A 17,914-nucleotide genomic window follows, 5' to 3' on the forward strand; every position below is an offset into this window, starting at 1 on the left:
TGTCCTACCATCGATAATGTGCAAACGCTTTATTGGCTTCTGCCATTTTATGCACTTCTTCACGTTTTTTAACAGCCGCACCTCTTTGCGCATGCGCATCCATCAACTCATTTGCTAATTTTTCAGACATTGACTTACCTGAACGATCACGACTAGATTTTAATAACCAACGAATACCTAAAGCTTCTGCTCTATTAGGCCTTACTTCCATGGGCACTTGATAGTTAGCTCCACCCACACGTCTATTTTTAGTCTCGACTACTGGTTTAACATTGTCCAAAGCTTTTCTTAAAACTTTAATTGGGTCATCTTTCATTTTTTCCGCCACCATGTCTAAGGCGGTATAAACAATTTTTTGACTCAAGGACTTTTTACCGTCCACCATACAACAACTGATCAGTCTCGCAATAAGACGATCATTAAATCTTGGATCAGGAATACGAACTCTAACTTTAGCTTCTCTTCTTCTAGACATAACCCTTAACTCCTCTTGGAACCGTACTTAGAGCGGCCTCTTTTTCTATTTTGTACACCTGCAGTATCCAATGAACCCCTTACAATATGATAACGAACACCAGGTAAATCTTTTACACGACCACCACGAACCAGAACCACTGAGTGTTCTTGTAAATTATGCCCTTCACCTGGGATATAGGCCGTAACATCATAACCATTGGTCAATCTGACCCTGGCCACTTTTCTTAAAGCCGAGTTTGGCTTTTTAGGCGTAACTGTGTAAACTCTTGTACAAACACCCCTTTTTTGTGGGCATTTTGCTAATGCAGGAGCCGTATTCTTTTGGCTCTGTTTTACTCTCGCTTTTCTAACTAATTGGTTTATCGTTGGCATATTTTTCCTTTTCTAAAGAATGCGTACCTAAGGAATTGTGGGCCAAAAGTCAAGAACTTTTAACTAAGGCCCTAATTTTTAAGCTTTTTAAGCACCTGTTTCTGTCGTCACACTCTCTATGTAGCTGTTTTCATTAGCAGAACTCTCCAATGTAGGATCTACCATTGATTTAATTTCTTTTCCTACAACCTCAAGCCCTAAGTTTCTATAATGGGCGGTTCCTGTTCCCGCTGGAATGATTCTACCCATAACAATGTTTTCTTTTAAGCCTCTTAAATGGTCTATTTTTCCGTTGATTGCAGCTTCAGTAAACACTTTTGTTGTTTCCTGGAACGATGCAGCTGAAATAAATGACTCGGTAGACAAAGAAGCTTTAGTAATACCCAACAACAAAGGCTCTGCTTTTGCAGGCTTTTTCTTTTCTGCCAAGACTTTATCATTTTCTTCATAAAACGCTGCTTTATCCACTTGCTCTCCAGACAAGAAGTTGGTCTCACCTGGATCAACGACTTTAACTTTACGCAACATTTGACGAACAATTGTTTCGATATGTTTATCGTTAATTTTTACACCTTGCAAACGGTAAACCTCTTGCACTTCGTCTACCATGTATTTTGATAATTCTTTTTCACCAAGAACACTTAAAATATCATGTGGATCAGCAGAACCATCCATTAATGCTTCGCCTGCAACCACTCTATCTCCTTCAATAACAGAAATATGCTTACCTTTAGGAATCAAGTATTCACGAGCATCACCAACTTCAGGCGTTACAATCACTTTACGTTTACCTTTTGTATCTTTACCAAAAGACACAACACCATCAATCTCAGAAATAACCGCAACTTCTTTTGGTTTTCTTGCTTCAAAAAGCTCGGCAACCCTTGGTAAACCACCTGTGATATCTTTCGTTTTACTGCTCTCACGGGTAATTTTAGCTACCACATCTCCAGGCTTTAACTCAGCACCGTTATCAACAGCTAAGTTAGCTCCCACCGGTAACACATATTGAATATCACCACCGGTAACCTTTGATTTAATAGCCTCACCTTTTTTATCGGTTAAGATAATTGAAGGTCTCAAACCAGCCTCTCTTGCCTCAATAACCACTTTACGCGAAAGTCCAGTCACAGCATCTACTTGATCAGCAACAGTGTTACCTTCTATCATATCGTTATATTGAACAAAACCGCCAACCTCAGTAATAATTGGGATGGTATATGGATCCCACTCAGCAATCATCGTATTGGCTTTAACTTTTTTACCATCATCAAAGAATACTTCTGAACCATAAGGAACTTTATATTTCTCACGCTCACGACCCTTATCGTCAACAATGGCAATTTCAGCATTTCTGTTTAAAACTGTTAAACGCCCTGCTTTATTTTTTACCGTATTTAAGTTAATAAACTTAATTGTACCCGCATTGCGACTTTCCAATGTTGATTGCTCTGCTCTACGAGTCGCAGTTCCCCCAACGTGGAAAGTTCTCATGGTCAACTGAGTTCCAGGTTCACCAATAGACTGCGCAGCAATAACCCCCACAGTTTCACCAATACTCACCATTCTACCACGAGATAAGTCACGGCCATAACACAGTGAGCAAATACCTCTACGAGTTTGGCATGTTAAAACTGATCTAATTTTTACTTTTTCAATAACTGAGTTATTCACCTTAGCTACAATTTTTTCATCAATCTCAACATTGGCCGGAATAATAACTTCACCAGAGTATGGATCTACAACATCTTCTAATGCCACACGACCTAAAATACGATCTCCTAATGGCTCAATTATTTCTCCACCCTCTATCAAGGCAACTGCTTCAACTCCATCTAAAGTGCCACAATCATATTCAGTAATAACCGCGTCTTGAGCAACATCCACCAAACGTCTAGTTAAATAACCAGAGTTTGCTGTTTTTAATGCTGTATCTGCAAGACCTTTACGAGCACCGTGTGTAGAAATAAAGTACTGCTGTACCGTTAAACCTTCTTTAAAATTTGCTGTAATTGGAGTCTCAATAATTTCACCTGATGGTCTAGCCATCAAACCACGCATACCAGCCAACTGTCTCAATTGCTGAGCACTACCTCTAGCTCCTGAATCAGCCATCATAAAAATAGGATTAAAACTTGGTGCTTCTTCAGACTGTTTACCATCGGCACTGGTTACAATATCAGTACTAAGCTCACCCAACATTTCTCCAGCAATTTGCTCAGAAACCTGAGCCCACTCATCAATAACTTTGTTGTAACGCTCACCATCAGTAATTAAGCCTTCAGTATATTGCTTTTGAATTTGCTGTACTGAAGCTTGCGCTTTTTCTAACAACTCAGACTTTTTACTTGGAATTTGCATGTCATCCATGCAAATCGACACACCTGCTTGAGTAGAATGCTTGTAGCCAAGGTTTTTCAATTGATCTGCCAACAAAATCGTATCTTTTTGGCCACATAGACGAAAAGCCTGATCCACAATATCTGCCAAAGCTTTCTTATCCATGACTTTATTAATCATTGAAAACGGCAAGCCTTCTGGTAAAGCCTCTAAAAGAAGAACACGCCCCACAGTTGTCTGGACTTTTTCACCACGAATTCTTGCATGAATCTTAGCATGCAATTCAACAGCACCAGAGTCATAGGCAATCCTCACCTCTTCTTCACTAGAGAAGCTTTTTCCTTCCCCAACAGCAAAAGGTCTTTCTTTAGTCAAATAATACAAACCTAAAACAATATCCTGCGAAGGCACAATAACGGGCTTGCCATTGGCCGGAGATAAAATATTATTGGTAGACATCATCAATACGCGTGCCTCCACTTGGGCCTCAATGGACAATGGAACGTGAACTGCCATTTGGTCACCATCAAAGTCAGCGTTAAACGCAGAACAAACCAATGGATGCAAACGAATAGCCTTACCTTCAATCAAAACAGGTTCAAAAGCCTGTATACCAAGGCGGTGCAATGTTGGTGCACGGTTTAGCATCACTGGATGTTCTCTTACCACTTCATCCAATGCATCCCAAACTTCATCTGTCTGATCTTCTACCATTTTTTTAGCCGCTTTCACTGTAGGAACGAAACCTCTTTCATCAAGTTTTTGATAAATAAATGGTTTAAACAACTCTAGGGCCATCAATTTTGGCAAACCACACTGATGTAATTTCAACTCAGGACCAACCACAATCACTGAACGTCCTGAATAATCAACACGTTTTCCTAAAAGGTTCTGTCTAAAACGACCTTGCTTACCTTTGATGATATCTGACAAAGATTTTAATGGTCTTTTGTTAGTTCCAGTAATGGTTTTACCCCTTCTACCGTTATCAAACAAAGCATCAACAGCCTCTTGCAACATTCTTTTTTCATTTCTAATAATGATGCCAGGAGCATTAAGCTCTAACAAACGTTTTAAACGATTGTTTCTATTGATCACACGACGATATAGATCATTAAGATCTGCTGTAGCAAAACGACCGCCTTCAAGAGCCACTAGAGGCCTTAAATCCGGTGGTAAAACAGGAATAGTATCTAAAACCATCCACTCTGGTTTATTACCTGACTCTCTAAACGCCTCAACAACTTTTAAACGCTTGGCTAATTTTTTCTTCTTAGCTTCTGATTTAGTAGCAGACATTTCTTCTCTTATGGTTACAGCCAAATCTTCTAAATCAAGATCCGCCAACAAAACTTTAATGGCTTCAGCGCCCATACCTACTTCAAAACCAGTATCACCAAAGTCTTCAAGAGCCTTATGATATTCATCTTCACTAAGTACTTGACCTTTTTCTAGACTAGAAGCACCAGGCTCAAGAACAATATGCGCTTCAAAGTAAATAACTTTTTCAAGATTTTTTAAGGTTAAATCTAAAAGATTGCCAATGCGGCTAGGCAAAGATTTTAAAAACCAAATGTGCGCTACTGGTGAACCTAAAGTAATGTGACCCATGCGTTCACGTCTAACTTTTGACTCAATAACTTCTACACCACATTTCTCACATACAATCCCACGGTGCTTCATTCTTTTGTACTTACCGCAGTTACACTCATAGTCTTTAACTGGGCCAAAAATTTTAGCACAAAATAAGCCATCTCTTTCAGGCTTAAAGGTTCTGTAGTTAATGGTTTCTGGTTTTTTTATTTCACCATACGACCACTCCAATATTTTTTCTGGAGAAGCCAATCCAACTTGGATAGCTTCAAAAAATAGTGGATCTTTTGGTTTTTCAAAGAATGAAAATAAATTCTGCATTATCTTTTTCCTCTAGTTTTAATATTCAAACTAAAAATTAAGCCGCTGCCTCTTGGTCAGAAGACTCTTTATTTTTATCATCAGATCCTTCTTCAACAGAAGCCTCTGGAGCCTCAATCAAGCGTACATCCAACGATAAAGCCTTTAACTCTTTTAAAAGCACATTGAATGACTCAGGTAAGCCGCACTCTAAGTGATTTTCACCCTTGACAATAGCTTCATACGTTCTTGTTCTACCAGCAATATCATCTGACTTTACTGTTAAAAACTCTTGCAAAGCGTAAGCTGCACCATAAGCCTCTAAAGCCCATACTTCCATCTCTCCAAGCCTTTGACCACCAAACTGAGCTTTACCACCCAAAGGTTGCTGAGTCACAAGCGAGTATGGTCCAATAGAACGGGCATGCAACTTATCATCCACCAAGTGGTGCAACTTAAGCACATACATGATGCCAACGGTCACCATACGGTCAAATGAATCACCTGTTCTACCATCAAAAAGTTTACTTTGTCCTGAAGTATGAACATCAGATAATTTTAACAATTCTTTAATATCCTCATCATTTGCGCCGTCAAATACTGGTGTTGCCAAGTGAACATGCTCCTCTGCAATTCTTCTTGCATAAGTTAGCACCTCGCTTTTACCGGCTTTTTCAATCAATTCGTGATCTTCAGTTCTGTGATACACTTTCTTGAGAAAAGCTCTAATTTTTTCACTATCAACTTTTTCTTCGATCATTTGATCAATTTTACGGCCAAGCATACGACCTGCCCAACCCAGATGTGTTTCCATAATCTGCCCAACGTTCATCCGAGATGGAACCCCCAGAGGGTTTAAAACAACATCAACTGGCGTTCCGTCTTCTAAGTAAGGCATATCTTCAACCGGCATAATTCTGGAGACAACACCTTTGTTTCCGTGGCGTCCTGCCATTTTATCACCGACTGAAATCCTTCTTTTGATGGCAACAAACACACGAACCATTTTGATAACTCCTGGTAACAAGTCATCTCCACTTTTGATTCTTAAAATCTTCTCATCAAAAGCGTGCTTTATACCATCGGTTTGTTCAGCTAACTGATCAAACGTCTGTAGAACCTGTTTTTCTGCCTCTTCGTTGCTTACAAGTGCAATATCTTTCCACTTATGTCTTGGAATTTCATCTAAGGCTTCTTGTGTGATTTTTGTACCTTTTTTGATAAGCGTCTTGCCTTTGTTATCTTTAAGATCAGCAGCTACTTTTTCTGCAGTCAAAATGTTTGCTATTTTTGCATAAGAAGACTCACGAATAATTTTTATTTGATCTTCCTGATCTTGCAACAACTTACTGACTTGCATATCTTCAATTTCTTTAGCTCTAGCATCTTTTTCAACGCCTTCACGAGAGAAGATTTGCACATCAATTACAGTACCTTTTGCACCTGGAGGCATTCTAAGTGATGTATCTTTTACATCTCCTGCTTTATCTCCAAAAATTGCTCTTAGCAATTTCTCTTCAGGTGAAAGCTGAGTTTCACCTTTTGGCGTCACTTTACCAACTAAAATATCGCCAGAAGAAACCTCGGCACCAATTCGAATAACCCCAGAATCATCAAGATTTCTCAAAGCATCTTCACCCACATTTGGGATATCTCGAGTTACCTCTTCTTTTCCTAATTTGGTGTCCCTAGCAAAAAGTTCAAAGGTTTCAATATGAACTGATGTATAAACATCTTCCGTTACGAGTCTTTCAGATAAAAGAATTGAGTCCTCAAAGTTATAGCCTTGCCATGGCATAAATGCGACAATTACATTTTTACCTAATGCCAGCTCACCTTTTGATGTTGATGGACCGTCTGCTATAACTTCACCACGCATAACATGGTCACCTTTTCTTACAATTGGCTTTTGGTTAACACACGTTGCCTGGTTAGATCTTTGGTATTTAACCAAATTATAAATATCTACCTCAGGACCTGAAGCTTTAGAACCCGCTTTTGAACGTATCACTATTCTTCCCGCATCCACAGATTCAACAACACCGTCATTAACAGCAACCAAAGCTGCTCCTGAGTCACGAGCAACAATGCTTTCCATACCTGTACCAACAATAGGTGCACTTGCCGACAGCAAAGGAACTGCTTGCCGTTGCATGTTTGACCCCATCAATGCACGGTTTGCATCATCATTTTCCAAAAATGGAATCAAAGACGCCGCTACAGAAACGAGCTGGTTCGGCGATACGTCCATTAAAGTTACTTCTGATGGAGCAACAGAGATTGTTTCACCAGCTTTTCTACATTGAACCAAGTCACCCGTAAACTTACCCTTTGCATTGATAGGTGCGTTGGCTTGAGCAATAATATGCTTTTCTTCTTCAAGAGCAGAATAAAAACTAACTTCATCAGTTACAACTCCATCAACTACTTTTCTATATGGAGTTTCAATAAAACCGTAATCATTGACTCGCGCAAATGTTGACAATGAGGTAATCAAACCAATATTGGGCCCCTCAGGCGTCTCAATAGGACAAATTCTTCCGTAGTGAGTTTCATGGACATCGCGAACCTCAAAGCCAGCTCTTTCTCTTGTCAAACCTCCTGGTCCTAAAGCAGAAAGTCTTCTTTTATGCGTTGTGGAAGACAATGGATTGGTTTGATCCATAAATTGAGACAACTGACTGGAACTAAAGAACTCTTTAACAACCGCAGATACAGGTTTAGAGTTAATTAATTCATGCGGCATTAAAGTTTCTACATCCTGTAAGCTCATACGCTCTTTAATGGCTCTTTCCATACGAACCAGACCAACACGATATTGAATCTCTACCAGTTCTCCCACAGTACGAACACGTCTGTTACCTAGATGGTCAATATCATCTGTCACGCCTAAACCATCTTTTAAACCTGAAAGATACTTTACTGAATAAAGAATATCCTCTTTTTGCAAAGTCCTAACTTCTAAATCTGTCTCAAAACCAAACTTATGATTAATTTTTAAACGGCCCACATGCGACAAATCATAACGATCAGGATTGAAAAACAGACTTTCAAAATAAGCTGTTGCAGTTTCAAGTGTCGGCGGTTCGCCAGGACGTAGTCTTGAATATATTTCCAAAATAGACTCATCTTGGGTTGTCATTTTATCTGCAATAAGAGTATTTCTCAAAGCCGCATTAACATTAACACCATCTATGTAAAGCAGTTCAAACGACTCAATACCCGCAGCTTTAATATCATCAAAAATCTCCGCTGTAAGCTCTTGGTTAACCGCTAAAATAACCTCACCTGTATCTTTATTTACTACATCTCTAGCAGCAAAGCGGCCAATGATGTCTTCGGCATTGATCTTAATGGTATCAATATTAGCACGCTCTATTCTTTTTAATGAAAACTTGGTAAATTTTTTCCCTGCTTTTACCAAAACTTCACCAGACTTAGGATCTTTAACATCAAAGCTAGCCATCTGCCCTGGCAAAAGGTCAAGAATAACCGTTTTAAAAATATCCTTACCCTTAAAGCTAACCGTTTCTGCTTTATAAAAGAAGTTTAATAAATCTTCTTCAGAATAACCTAAAGCTCTAAGCAAAATGGTCGCTGGCATTTTTCTACGACGATCAATTCTTACATACAAAACATCTCTGTGATCATATTCAAAATCTAGCCAAGATCCACGGTAAGGAAGCATTCTTGCCGAGTAAAGCACATTACTTCTTGAAACCGCGGTTGCGCTAGCAGATTCAAAAAATACGCCAGGAGAGCGATGCAACTGACTTACAACCACTCTTTCGGTACCATTATTAATAAATGTACCGTCACCTGTCATTAAAGGAATTTCACCAAAATAAACCTCTTGCTCTTTTACATCCCGAATTGCGCCAGGAGGAGCTCCCTCAGATGTATCCCAAACAACCAAACGCACCACAACACGCACTGGACATGCGTAAGTCATACCTCTTTGCAGACATTCATCTACATCATATTTTGGATCTTCTAGCTTGTAAGAGACAAACTCTAACGATGCCGTTTCATTAAAGTCTTTGATTGGAAAAACAGACTTAAAAACAGATTGTAAACCTATATCTTCTCGTCGATCTTCCGGGACCCCTATTTGCAAAAACCTCTCATATGATCTTTTTTGAATATCAATAAGGTTTGGTACATCAATAACCTTATTAATTTGTGAAAAATTTTTACGGGGTCGATGCAAGTGGTTTACAAATGAGGCCATTCAAAAACTCCTAAATATATAATATTATTAAACTTCTGCATGAGCTCAACAGTGTTTCCCTCTATGCAGTAAAGTTTGGTTTACACCAAACTTTATTTTTAAGATAAAGGCAGTGTTAAACACCTTTATCAAAGACTGACTAAAATCCTATTTTTTTATTGTTTAAATACTATTCAACAATAAAAAACATTTAATCTTATAAAAGAAACGCAAATGAATTAATTCAATTCATTTACGCTTCTCAAAATAGCTACAAGCCTAAAAAGCAATGCCCATAGACTTGTCCACAACCAAACGATCTATTAAGAAAGTTCTACAGTAGCGCCTTCTTGCTCAAGATCAGCCTTGATTTTTTCAGCTTCTTCTTTAGCAACATTTTCTTTAATCGCTTTTGGCGCACCATCAACCAAATCTTTAGCTTCTTTTAAACCAAGACCTGTGATCGCTCTAACAACTTTAATCACTTGGATTTTTTTGTCGCCTGCAGCTTTTAAAGTTACGTTAAATTCAGTTTTTTCAGCCGCAGCTGCTTCACCGCCAGCTGCTGGAGCTGCCGCACCGGCAACTGCAACAGGAGCAGCAGAAACACCAAATTCTTCTTCAAAAATGTCTACCAACTCTTTAAGTTCTAAAACAGACATTGCCTTTACATTTTCAACAAATTGTTCTTTTGTCATTTTCTCAGCCATTTTTCTCTCCCAATATTAAAAGACTACTCGCCCTTACTTTCTTTTTCTCTTCGGATAGCGTCAAGGACATAAACAAACTTCCGAAGAATACCTGATAAACCGTAGACCATACCTGCATAGGGCGACTGAAGTGATCCAGCCAACCTGCTCAACAAAACTTCCCTACTTGGAATATTTGCTAATGCATCTACACTTTTCGCATCCAACAATTTTCCATCCAACACACCGGCTTTGATAGAAAATGTTTCTTGCGCTTTTGCAAAATCAGAAATGATCTTTGCTAACACAACTGGATCACTCTCAGTAAAAGCAACCGCTGTTTGTCCTGAAAACTCTTCTTTTAAAGGCTCCAGACTTGTTCCTTCTACTGCTCGTGAGGCAATTGTATTTTTTAAAACTTTAAACTCTACATTTTCAGAACGAAGTTTAGCCCTAAACTCAGTGATATCTTCGACACTAATTCCCGTGCACAAAGATAAAACTGCTGCTTTCGATTTAGAAAACTTTTCTTTATATAAAGCAACTTGTTCTTCTTTTCTTATTCTATTTTGACTTGGCATATTAAATACTCCACCTATTAGCAATTAAAAATTACTGAAACTGTCCTGGATCAAGTGTTACTGAAGGACTCATAGTCCCAGAAACACTAATGTTTTTAATATAGACCCCTTTGGCAGAAGACGGCTTGGCTTTTACAATAGAGTCCATAACAGCTGATAAATTTTGCGCTAGCTTTTCAGCATCAAACGACATACGACCTACAACAGTATGAACATTGCCTGTTTTATCAACTCGAAAATCTACTTTACCGGCTTTAATATCTTTGACTGCTTTTTCAACTTCAAAAGTTACTGTTCCGGTTTTTGGGTTTGGCATCAAACCTCTTGGACCCAAAGAAGAACCCAACTTACCCACAGCAGCCATCATGTCAGGTGTTGCAATCAATTTATCAAAGTCAAACCAGCCTTTGGCAATTTTATCTAAAACATCTTGATCACCAACAATGTCAGCACCCGCTGATTTAGCTTGCTGAGCCTTATCTGCTTTTGCAATCACAACAACTCTAACTTCTTTTCCGGTTCCGTGCGGTAATTTCACTGAGGCTCTGACCATTTGATCAGCTTGCTTTGGGTCAACCCCAAGGCGAACACACAAATCAATTGTTTCATCAAATTTTGGGGCAGCAAAACCCTTTAGTGTTTCAAACGCTTCTCGCGCCGCATATTTTTTATCTACAGCTACTTTCTCACTGTTGGTTTTATATCTTTTACCTGTCATTGTCGCCATTGTATCTATCTCCTAGCCAATCACTTCTATACCCATACTTCGGGCAGTACCTGCTACAATTTTTTTTGCTGCTTCTAAACTAGCTGCATTGAGGTCAGGCATTTTTGTTTTTGCAATCTCTTCAATTTGAGCATCGGTAACCTTTCCCACTTTATTTTTATGGGGCTCACCGGAACCTTTTGCTATTCCAGCAGCTTTTTTAAGAAGGTTTGAAGCTGGTGGCGTTTTGGTAATATAAGTGAAACTTCTATCCTGATAAACTGTAATAACAACAGGAACAACGGTATCACCCATACTTTGAGTATCAGCATTAAATGCCTTACAAAAATCCATGATGTTAACACCATGTTGCCCTAACGCGGGACCAACAGGAGGTGCTGGATTTGCTTTACCCGCAGGTATTTGCAACTTAATAAACGCTTGTATTTTTTTCTCTGCCATTTTATACCTCAACTTTTTTCTACTTGTGCATAGTCCAACTCAACTGGAGTCGAACGTCCAAAAATACTCACAAGCACTCTTAACTTACCTTTATCAGGCTTAACTTCATCCACCACACCGTTGAAGTTCTGAAAAGGACCTTCAACAACACGAACGTTTTCTCCTTTTTCAAAACTCATTTTTAATTTTGGATTAACTACACCTTCACTGATTTGCTGAGTTAACCTTAAAACTTCATTTTCTGGTACAGGCGTTGGCTTTCTAGAAGCCCCACCGACAAAACCAGTAACCTTTGGTGTACCTTTTACCAAGTGCCACATATCGTCTGTCAAATCCATCTGAACCAATATGTAACCTGGAAAAAACTTTCTCTTTGAGGTCTTTTTTTGCCCCTGAACCATCTCTACAACGTTTTCAGATGGAATCAAAACGTCACCAAAATTGGCTTCTGCTGACAAAGATTTAATCCGCTCTATTAGGCTTTCTTTCACTCTTTGTTCATAACCAGAATAAACGTGGACAACATACCATTTAAAGTTTGGATTCTTAACTGAAAGCTGATTTTCAGCATCAACACCAACTTCTTTTACAGAATCAGTTGCCGTCTCAACGGAAGAATCTTGCAAGTCTTCGTTGTTGTTTGCGTTAGATTGTTCTTCACTAAAAACCATATTCAATCACACCTTCAATACCAAGCCAATTAGACTTGTACACAGCCAATCAAAAACTCCCAACACGCTAGCAGAAATAACCACCAAAATGACAACTACAATTGTCGAAAGGTATGCTACCTTTCTGGTTGGCCAAACGACTTTTTTAAGTTCCTGCAGAACCTCAAAAGCAAAACTCTGCACTTTTGCTTGTCGTGTATACAAAAAGACCCCTGCAGCACTTACTAACATAGCCAATAGAGCTGAAGTAGGCAAAACATCTAAAAACAAAGGGTTTTGTAGCTTTGCATATCGTGCAACCAACAAAAACGTCTGATTCAGAATCCAAGCTAAAATTATAGCCAAAGAAACAAAACTAAGATTTATCCACTTTTTATCACCCGACATGACAAACACTCACCCTTAAAAACTTATACCTCCCCAAGTCGATTTACTCGAGCTGGAGGAGGCACATAACAAATAATTAATAATTATTCAATAATTTCTGATACCACACCGGCACCAACAGTTTTACCACCTTCGCGGATAGCAAAACGTACTTCTTTTTCCATTGCAACTGGGTTGATTAATTCAACTTCCATCTCAATGTTGTCACCTGGCATAACCATTTCAACATTTTCAGGCAGCTTACAAACACCTGTTACGTCAGTGGTTCTGAAGTAAAACTGAGGTCTATACCCTTTAAAGAACGGAGTATGTCTACCACCTTCTTCTTTGTTAAGAATATAAGCACTGGCTTTAAACTTCTTATGAGGAGTTACAGAACCTGGTTTACATAAAACCTGTCCACGCTCAACTTCATCACGCTTTACACCACGAACCAATAAACCAACGTTATCGCCAGCTTGTCCTTGATCAAGCAGTTTTTTAAACATCTCAACACCTGTTACGGTTGTTTTTTGAGTGTTTTTCAAACCCACAATCTCAATCTCTTCACCAACTTTGATAACGCCACGCTCAATTTTACCAGTTACAACTGTTCCACGACCTTCAATTGAGAAAATATCTTCAACAGGCATTAAGAACGGTTTATCTATTTCACGTTTTGGTTCAGGAATGCTTTCATCTAATGCAGCAATCAAATCCCAAATACATTTTCCGCCTTCACCTTCTGGATCAGCAATAGCAGCAGTAGCACTACCACGGATAATTTTAGAATCTTTAAACTCATATTTTTCAAGAAGCTCAGTGACTTCCATTTCAACCAACTCTAACAGCTCTTCATCTTGAACCAAGTCACACTTGTTTAAGAATACTGTAATTGAAGGTACGTTCACCTGACGTGCTAACAATACGTGCTCTTTTGTTTGAGGCATTGGACCAGTGTGTGCGCTAACAACCAGAATTGCACCGTCCATCTGAGCTGCACCTGTAATCATGTTTTTAATGTAGTCAGCGTGACCAGGACAATCAATGTGCGCATAGTGACGAGTTTCTGACTCATATTCAACGTGAGACAAAGCAACTGTAAGAATTTTTGTCGCATCTCTTCTAAATGATTTTGCATCAGCTTTAGCCACATCATCATATGCTTTATAAGTAGCCATGCCTTTTGTTGCTAAAACACAAGTAATCGCCGCAGTAGTTGTTGTCTTACCGTGGTCAACGTGACCAATGGTACCAACATTAACGTGCGGTTTCGTTCTTTCAAATTTTTCTTTTGCCATTTTCTTTCTTTCTCCTACAGTTTTTTACTTTGCCCTTTAGTTTCTCTAAAAAGCATTCTTTCATCTGGAGCCCGCGATCGGACTTGAACCGATGACCTCTTCCTTACCAAGGAAGTGCTCTACCGCTGAGCTACGCGGGCAATAACAAACTTTGATAATAAAATCAATGTTTGGAGCGGGGAACGGGACTCGAACCCGCAGCCCTCAGCTTGGAAGGCTGATGCTCTACCAATTGAGCTATCCCCGCATGCACAGCGTTTCTCACCAAGCTACAGTGGTGGAGAGGATAGGATTCGAACCTACGTAGGCGTTAACCGTCAGATTTACAGTCTGATGCCTTTAACCACTCGGCCACCTCTCCATTTGACTATGTAAAATGCTCTGCATTTTATTGCTTCAGCACCTTCAGCCAGGAAAAAATAAAAGCGCGGTTTTATTTTTTCCGCTTCTCCGCTTTCACGGAAAATTTTATCTACATATCTAACACGGTTACTTGTCAGATACTGTGGAGCTGGTGATGGGACTTGAACCCGCAACCTGCTGATTACAAATCAGCTGCTCTACCAATTGAGCTACACCAGCTTAGCTTGATTAGTCTTTAAAAGCATATTTTAGCCGCTTTTAAAGACTAATAACAAAGCGCACCCAGTACTTTGTTTTTTTATGTTTGTCAACCATTTAGGAAAAGTTTAAAACCGATATATTTTCTTAAAAAACCTTATTTATTCTAATTACTTAGAAAACGCAATTCACAGACAAAAAAAGTACATTTTTTAATCAGACTTATTTTTTCTATAATCAAAGTGATACATCGCAATAGATGCGGCGGCGCTCACATTCAAGCTCTCAAAGCTTGGTTTTTGGGAAATTTTATACACTTCATCGCAAGCACTTAAAGTTAATGCTCGCATTCCTTTTCCTTCATTTCCCATTACAATAATCAAATTTTCATTTAAAAACTTAGAATCGTACAAAGTTATTGAGGCATTCGTATCTAAACCCAAACAAAAAAAATAGTTTTCTTTTAAAAAGTCGATCTCTCTTTTTAAATTGTTGGCACAAATGATGGGTAGACTAAACAAGGCCCCGCTTGAAGCTTGAACCACCGTTGAACTGAATGGTGCACTGTTTCTTTTTGAAACCATCACGGCATCATAATTAAAAAATTTAGCCGTTCTCACCATTGCCCCTAAGTTTTGAGGGTCCTGGACCTGATCTAAAAGCAAAATACGGGCAGGGACATCTTTTTTTTTCCAAGACGTCATCCAGGACTTACTTGAATGATATGTGTGCAAATTTACTTTTGCAAAAATCTGTCCCCTATCTTTCTTAGTTCTATTTGACTCAAGACTTTCAACAATTTTGGTTTTCTTTTTTAATTTTGAAAACATATCCCTATATTTATCAAAAGCTCTTGACTCTAAAAACTGCTTGCTAACACTTATAGAAAGAATCTGACAGTATGGCGAATTAATCGCGTATTCAAACTGCCTAATGGTAAAAAGATCAAGTTCATACTGCTGTTGTGTCACTTCATTATTCCCTTACTGAGTTGGTTGATCTACAATAAATCCTCGCCCAAAACCATTTTGCTCTAATTTTTGTATCCCTTCATTGGCTTTGATTCGATTATCATATGGGCCAACAAAAACCCTATGCCATATTTGATCTCCCTCTTGAGAGATTAAAAAGGCTAAGAACCCTTTTGACTGTAAACTGTTAACCAATTCTTGGGCTTTATCCTTATCTTTAAAAGCACTCAATTGAATGACCAAACTATCTGGAAAAGTGGTTTTGGAACTGTCTAAAGTACTTTTTGACTGCAATTCATCCTGCCTAACAACAGGTGTTTCTTCTTTTGGCGTCTCAACAACCTTAGGTGTTTTTTTAACCAATAAACTTTCACTTTCTGAGTCAACCTTATCATCTAGCTCTTTGTTTAATTCATCATAAAAAATAAGCTTCTCTGGTCTCTTAATAACCTTTCTATCGACAATTGTTTCTAATGATTCATTATAAGTAACTTTATAAATACCTTTTTGATAGCCAATCTTGTAAGAAATGAAACATAAAAAAAAGACAAATAGGGGAAACCCAATATAATAAACTTTTTGCTTATTTGTTGTGAATTTCATAAAAATAATTCATGCTTATACTACAAAGAGCCCTAAAGACTCTAAAAGCTTACCATCTACTTTATTTAACATAAAGTTCAGTAGAGTAAACTTTGCAAGCTTATACCGTTTTTTAACTCTTTTTAAAACAATTGTTAATATCAACCATGTACAGTCAGCAACTTAAAATAAAAGAACACTCCCAACTTGAGCAAACCCCTCACTTTATTTTTCTGGATGCTTTGCAAAGCTACCTTAAGCTTGAGCAAAACACTAGCAAAAACCAAAAACTGGTTGAAAGCTTATACGACAAACTTCAAGCTATACCAAAACAGATTATACAATTTAATTTTTACCAGAACTCTATTTCTTACCACCGTCACCAAACTTATATTTTTAGCAAAGCATCTCCTTTTTCTGGTTTAACTCGTTTGGGTATTTATAAAGTTCGCGTGCTCAATACAATTGAACTAAATGCTTTTGAAGAATTTTTATCTCTCCTATTATCTAGTGTGAATAAACGCCCGATCAAAACCCATCAATTCTCTACACATGGTTGGGGAGTTTATTTTAAAAAAACAATCACTCCATCTTTTAAAAGTGTTTTGAAAAAATGCGAACATGAGTTTAGTGCAATAAATACATCTACCAATGACATCAACAACCTTTTCTCTTTACTAGAAATATTAAAAACTTATCCGGAGAGCGTAAAACTAAGGGAAGATTTGGAGATCTTTCTGTTTAACTTAATAAAAAACCAACGCTATCGGGACGCCTTCAATCTGATAGAAAGCTATACCCATAAAAACTATCCGCTAAAAAGCAATGTCTCATTATGGTCAAGCACCCTGATTAGAAAAACATTAAACCATTTAAAGTTTTTTAAAATCCTTTTAGAACATGAAGAGGCTTGTGAAAATCTACTCAGCACAATTCCAACAGAATTTTTCATCTTATGTTTTGAACACACTGAAAACTTTATCCTTCATCCGTCAAAAATGATTTTTGTTCGCTACCTTGCCAGAATTCATAGAGGTGACAGTGGCTTTTTGCAGAAAATTTTTAGCCTTTCACAAAATCAAAATAGATTATATCAAAAAACATTACATCAACTTGTCTATATAATGGATGCATCTATTGACCCAAATTTAGTCATTGACTTAGCCCAAAACTTATCAAGACAAAACAAAAGAAAGCTGGTTAGGTTATTGCTCCCCCATTGTTCTAAACAAGCCACATGCTCATGGCTTATAAAAAACTTAAACACCCTGAGCAAAACTGATCAAAATAGTATCCTACAACATACACAAAACATAAACCAAAATTTTGTTGCTCAACTTCTTATAGATAACGTGATAAAACAAAAACACTTTTTAAATATGGATGCAGTCCTTAAGGAGTCTGTTTACGATTCAGTTTTAGCCAACTCACCAAAACTGTTCACTGAACACATCCAAAGCCACAAGTTAAAAAAAGGGCTTTTTTATAAAATAAAGTATTTTAACGATTATGTTTGTATAGAAAAAGTTCTAAAAAAAAATCAGTACTTTTCCAAAAGCTTAACTCTAAAAAAAATACAAAAAATCAGTCAAAGCTATAAAATTTATATTCTTAGAAAATTTTATATTCTTCTGGGCCTAGCCCAACAAAAAACAACTTAATTATCTAGATCGCCTCAAAGACTTTCCCATCAACAAGACATACTAAAACAAAAGAAGAACTTGATCTTTTG

At 38.0% G+C, this 17,914-nt stretch carries 14 protein-coding genes and 4 tRNA genes; 1 reads left to right on the forward strand and 17 read right to left on the reverse strand.

The genetic code is table 11. The features are described from left to right. Positions 1-4 precede the first annotated feature (4 nt). From rpsG to PKC21_10605, 17 genes are all read right to left on the reverse strand, one after another. Positions 5-475: a 30S ribosomal protein S7 gene (gene rpsG / locus PKC21_10525; protein HMR25774.1), complete on the reverse strand. Its 471-nt coding sequence runs from the start codon at positions 473-475 to the stop codon at positions 5-7. A 5-nt stretch (positions 476-480) separates the two neighbouring features. Continuing rightward, positions 481-849: a 30S ribosomal protein S12 gene (gene rpsL / locus PKC21_10530; protein HMR25775.1), complete on the reverse strand. Its 369-nt coding sequence runs from the start codon at positions 847-849 to the stop codon at positions 481-483. 87 nt (positions 850-936) lie between these two features. Next, a complete protein-coding gene (gene rpoC, locus PKC21_10535) occupies positions 937-5,103 on the reverse strand; it encodes a DNA-directed RNA polymerase subunit beta' (protein HMR25776.1) in 4,167 nt (1,388 codons plus the stop codon). A gap of 37 nt (positions 5,104-5,140) precedes the next feature. Then, complete coding sequence (rpoB, locus tag PKC21_10540; GenBank protein HMR25777.1) at positions 5,141-9,313, reverse strand: DNA-directed RNA polymerase subunit beta; 4,173 nt, start codon at positions 9,311-9,313, stop codon at positions 5,141-5,143. Positions 9,314-9,615: 302 nt separating this feature from the next. Next, positions 9,616-9,990 carry a 50S ribosomal protein L7/L12 gene (gene rplL, locus PKC21_10545; protein HMR25778.1) on the reverse strand — a complete coding sequence of 125 codons (375 nt, stop codon included), beginning with the start codon at positions 9,988-9,990 and terminating at the stop codon, positions 9,616-9,618. A gap of 35 nt (positions 9,991-10,025) precedes the next feature. After that, positions 10,026-10,562, reverse strand: a complete 537-nt coding sequence (rplJ, locus tag PKC21_10550) for a 50S ribosomal protein L10 (protein HMR25779.1) — start codon at positions 10,560-10,562, stop codon at positions 10,026-10,028. Positions 10,563-10,593: 31 nt separating this feature from the next. Further along, complete coding sequence (gene rplA, locus PKC21_10555) at positions 10,594-11,289, reverse strand: 50S ribosomal protein L1 (protein ID HMR25780.1); 696 nt, start codon at positions 11,287-11,289, stop codon at positions 10,594-10,596. A 12-nt stretch (positions 11,290-11,301) separates the two neighbouring features. After that, complete coding sequence (gene rplK / locus PKC21_10560; GenBank protein HMR25781.1) at positions 11,302-11,730, reverse strand: 50S ribosomal protein L11; 429 nt, start codon at positions 11,728-11,730, stop codon at positions 11,302-11,304. 8 nt (positions 11,731-11,738) lie between these two features. Next, entirely contained in the window at positions 11,739-12,401 is a 663-nt protein-coding gene (nusG, locus tag PKC21_10565; protein ID HMR25782.1) for a transcription termination/antitermination protein NusG, read from the reverse strand. A gap of 6 nt (positions 12,402-12,407) precedes the next feature. Continuing rightward, positions 12,408-12,788: a preprotein translocase subunit SecE gene (gene secE / locus PKC21_10570; GenBank protein ID HMR25783.1), complete on the reverse strand. Its 381-nt coding sequence runs from the start codon at positions 12,786-12,788 to the stop codon at positions 12,408-12,410. Positions 12,789-12,871: 83 nt separating this feature from the next. Then, on the reverse strand, positions 12,872-14,068 hold the full coding sequence (gene tuf, locus PKC21_10575) for an elongation factor Tu (protein HMR25784.1): 1,197 nt from the start codon (positions 14,066-14,068) through the stop codon (positions 12,872-12,874). Positions 14,069-14,133: 65 nt separating this feature from the next. Continuing rightward, positions 14,134-14,208 (reverse strand) — tRNA-Thr (locus PKC21_10580). Positions 14,209-14,239: 31 nt separating this feature from the next. Beyond that, positions 14,240-14,315 (reverse strand) — tRNA-Gly (locus PKC21_10585). Positions 14,316-14,343: 28 nt separating this feature from the next. Continuing rightward, a tRNA-Tyr gene (locus tag PKC21_10590) sits at positions 14,344-14,429 on the reverse strand. 145 nt (positions 14,430-14,574) lie between these two features. Further along, positions 14,575-14,650: transfer RNA gene (locus PKC21_10595), tRNA-Thr, on the reverse strand. 191 nt (positions 14,651-14,841) lie between these two features. Next, complete coding sequence (locus PKC21_10600) at positions 14,842-15,600, reverse strand: RNA methyltransferase (protein HMR25785.1); 759 nt, start codon at positions 15,598-15,600, stop codon at positions 14,842-14,844. Between the two features lie 12 nt (positions 15,601-15,612). Further along, positions 15,613-16,203 (reverse strand): SPOR domain-containing protein, encoded by a 591-nt coding sequence (locus tag PKC21_10605; protein ID HMR25786.1) that lies wholly within the window; start codon positions 16,201-16,203, stop codon positions 15,613-15,615. A 146-nt stretch (positions 16,204-16,349) separates the two neighbouring features. Here PKC21_10605 and PKC21_10610 point away from each other — a divergent pair, with 146 nt between their 5' ends. After that, positions 16,350-17,843: a hypothetical protein gene (locus PKC21_10610; GenBank protein HMR25787.1), complete on the forward strand. Its 1,494-nt coding sequence runs from the start codon at positions 16,350-16,352 to the stop codon at positions 17,841-17,843. Positions 17,844-17,914: the final 71 nt, after the last annotated feature.

The organism is Oligoflexia bacterium (assembly GCA_035326705.1).
GTDB lineage: Bacteria > Bdellovibrionota_G > JALEGL01 > JALEGL01 > JALEGL01 > JALEGL01.

Excerpts from the sequence above, each read along its gene's own strand:
- rpsG (HMR25774.1), bottom strand. The coding sequence starts at position 475 with ATGTCTAGAAGAAGAGAAGCTAAAGTTAGAGTTCGTATTCCTGATCCA.
- rpsL (HMR25775.1), bottom strand. The coding sequence starts at position 849 with ATGCCAACGATAAACCAATTAGTTAGAAAAGCGAGAGTAAAACAGAGC.
- rpoC (HMR25776.1), bottom strand. The coding sequence starts at position 5,103 with ATGCAGAATTTATTTTCATTCTTTGAAAAACCAAAAGATCCACTATTT.
- rpoB (HMR25777.1), bottom strand. The coding sequence starts at position 9,313 with ATGGCCTCATTTGTAAACCACTTGCATCGACCCCGTAAAAATTTTTCA.
- rplL (HMR25778.1), bottom strand. The coding sequence starts at position 9,990 with ATGACAAAAGAACAATTTGTTGAAAATGTAAAGGCAATGTCTGTTTTA.
- rplJ (HMR25779.1), bottom strand. The coding sequence starts at position 10,562 with ATGCCAAGTCAAAATAGAATAAGAAAAGAAGAACAAGTTGCTTTATAT.
- rplA (HMR25780.1), bottom strand. The coding sequence starts at position 11,289 with ATGGCGACAATGACAGGTAAAAGATATAAAACCAACAGTGAGAAAGTA.
- rplK (HMR25781.1), bottom strand. The coding sequence starts at position 11,730 with ATGGCAGAGAAAAAAATACAAGCGTTTATTAAGTTGCAAATACCTGCG.
- nusG (HMR25782.1), bottom strand. The coding sequence starts at position 12,401 with ATGGTTTTTAGTGAAGAACAATCTAACGCAAACAACAACGAAGACTTG.
- secE (HMR25783.1), bottom strand. The coding sequence starts at position 12,788 with ATGTCGGGTGATAAAAAGTGGATAAATCTTAGTTTTGTTTCTTTGGCT.
- tuf (HMR25784.1), bottom strand. The coding sequence starts at position 14,068 with ATGGCAAAAGAAAAATTTGAAAGAACGAAACCGCACGTTAATGTTGGT.
- PKC21_10605 (HMR25786.1), bottom strand. The coding sequence starts at position 16,203 with ATGAAATTCACAACAAATAAGCAAAAAGTTTATTATATTGGGTTTCCC.
- PKC21_10610 (HMR25787.1), top strand. The coding sequence starts at position 16,350 with ATGTACAGTCAGCAACTTAAAATAAAAGAACACTCCCAACTTGAGCAA.